Genomic DNA, 2,039 nt, shown 5'->3' with positions numbered 1-2,039 from the left:
CACTCGCCCGGCTTCATCGCCGAGACCGACGCCAAGGCCGCCGCGCTGGCCATGCCGCACTGGCTGGTCAACCGCAACCAGATCGGCCGCGAGCGCGGGTGGGGCGACGCCGTGGAAGCCGATTTCCACAGCGAGGTCAGATCCGGCGCGATGTACGTCGGATCCCCGGAGACGGTCGCGCAGAAGATCGCCGCCACCGTCCGCACGCTGGGGCTGGACCGGTTCGACCTCAAGTACGCCAGCGGCCCCACCCCCCACGAGCACCTCATGAACTCCATCGACCTCTACGGTCGTAAAGTCATCCCGCGCGTGCGGGAGCTGCTGGCGGCGGCGGGGTACGAGGCCGGGGTGCCGCAGCAGGTGTCGCGGACCTGACGGGGCCGGGGCCCACCGTCGGGCGGCCGAGGCTCAGCAGCCCCCGGCCCCGCCCAGGGCGCCCGCCACGAGGGCGTGGGTCCGCGGATCCACCGCCAAGCCCGGATGGGACGTGGGCGCGCCGCCGCAGGCGTCCTCCGGGACCCGCCAGACCACGCCCGGGCCGGGGACGAAGCTCCGCTCCGGCGGCAGCAGGTGGTCGCCGCGGGTGGCGATGAGCGTGTACCCGACGCCCGGGAGGAACGGGCTCCGGTCCGGTCCGTACCAGGCCGCGAGCAGCGGGCTCCCCGGCGCCAGCTCCGCCAGCCCCCGCAGGTTCGCGGCCCACAGCGCGGCCCCGGCGGCCTGGGGTGGCAGGTCGTTCGGGATCAACCCGCCGTGGTCGCCGCCCCAGTAGCCCCCGACCGAGACCACGCGGTTCACCGCGCCCGGCCGCAGCACCTTGGTGGTGTACCCGGCGATCGCGGCACCCTGCGAGTACCCGACCAGGTCCACCTGCCCGGCGCCGGTGACCGCACGGACGTGGTCGATCACGCCCGCGAGCTGCGGGCCGGACGCCCCGGCGATCGAGTCGAGCCCGCCGCGCCGCGGATCCCCCGCGTACGCCCCGAGGGTCGGTGAGACCACGCAGAACCCCTGCCGGCGCAGGGGCTCGCCCAGCCGGGGCGCGGTGTTCGGTCCGGTGTCGAAGGTGCCGTGGACCAGGATCACCGGCCGCGGATGGGCGGGCGTGGGTCGGCACGGGACCGTGGTGTCCACGGGGGCCGGCGGTCCGGGCGCCCCCAGCGGTCCGTTGGCCCCGTTCAGCGCCTCGGTGACGTAGGGCCCGAGCTCGCCCGTGGGGTCCAGCGCGGCGACCGCGTCCTCGACCGGCCCGGCCTGGGCCCGCGGGGCGAGCGCGGGCGAGGCGGACCCGGCGGCGGTCAGCCCCGCGGCGAGCGGGACCGCCAGGGCGACGGCCGCGAGGGCCCCGGCCAGCCGCGGACGGGCGGAATGACGTGGCAGCATGTGACCAGTATGCGAGCCCCGCGGCCGAGAGGGAACCGCTGCGCGCCCCGACCTCACACATCCGCGGCGCGGGACGACTACCGGGCGGGCCACACCGGGCCACAGCGCGGGCGACGAGGGAGGATCTCAGCCATGAGGGCACCCTTCGACGCCGCGGTGGAGCGCCACGGTCCGACCGTGCTGCGCGTCTGCCGGGCCGTTCTGGGGCCGGGCGCCGACGCCGACGACGCGTGGTCGGAGACGTTCCTGTCCGCGCTGCGGGCCTGGCCGGAGCTGCCGGAGGAGACCAACGTCGAGGCCTGGCTGGTCCGGGTCGCCCACCGCAGGGCCGTGGATGTGGTCCGGCGGTCGGCCCGGGCGGCCACGCCGGCGGGCGGCGCCGACGACGTCGCCCTGCTCGACGGGTGGGTGCGCGGCGGCGCCCGGGGAACCGGGACGGTCGACGACGACGAGCCCGCCGCCGCCGGGATCTGGGCGGCCGTCGCGGCCCTGCCCACCCGGCAGCGGATCTGCGTGGCCTACCGGTACCTGGGCGGACTCCCCTACGCCGAGATCGCCGAGCTCACGGGCGGCACCGAGGCGGCGGCCCGTCGCGCCGCCTCGGACGGGGTGGCCGCGCTGCGCGAGAGGGAGGAGTGCACGCCATGACGGACAGG

The 2,039-nt window shown here is 77.1% G+C and carries 2 protein-coding genes and 1 pseudogene; 2 read left to right on the top strand and 1 reads right to left on the bottom strand.

Annotated elements, in window-relative coordinates; all coding sequences use genetic code 11:
* A pseudogene (locus B4M60_RS14825) lies at nucleotides 1–375 on the top strand (LLM class flavin-dependent oxidoreductase); the annotation flags it as partial.
* A gap of 33 nt (nucleotides 376–408) precedes the next feature.
* On the opposite strand, the gene B4M60_RS14820 reads toward B4M60_RS14825, so the two are convergent.
* On the bottom strand, nucleotides 409–1,383 hold the full coding sequence (locus B4M60_RS14820) for an esterase/lipase family protein (protein ID WP_291085769.1): 975 nt from the start codon (nucleotides 1,381–1,383) through the stop codon (nucleotides 409–411).
* A 132-nt stretch (nucleotides 1,384–1,515) separates the two neighbouring features.
* Here B4M60_RS14820 and B4M60_RS14815 point away from each other — a divergent pair, with 132 nt between their 5' ends.
* Nucleotides 1,516–2,031 carry an RNA polymerase sigma factor gene (locus B4M60_RS14815; RefSeq protein ID WP_291085766.1) on the top strand — a complete coding sequence of 172 codons (516 nt, stop codon included), beginning with the start codon at nucleotides 1,516–1,518 and terminating at the stop codon, nucleotides 2,029–2,031.
* Nucleotides 2,032–2,039: the final 8 nt, after the last annotated feature.

Source organism: Dietzia sp. UBA5065 (assembly GCA_002415925.1).
Taxonomy (GTDB): Bacteria; Actinomycetota; Actinomycetes; order Mycobacteriales; family Mycobacteriaceae; genus Dietzia.
Note: the sequence above shows the minus strand (reverse complement) of the source record. Positions and strands in the feature narration are given on the sequence as shown.

Bases quoted from the DNA above. Each gene is read 5' to 3' on its own strand.
- B4M60_RS14815 (WP_291085766.1), top strand. From the start codon at position 1,516: ATGAGGGCACCCTTCGACGCCGCGGTGGAGCGCCACGGTCCGACCGTG.
- B4M60_RS14820 (WP_291085769.1), bottom strand. From the start codon at position 1,383: ATGCTGCCACGTCATTCCGCCCGTCCGCGGCTGGCCGGGGCCCTCGCG.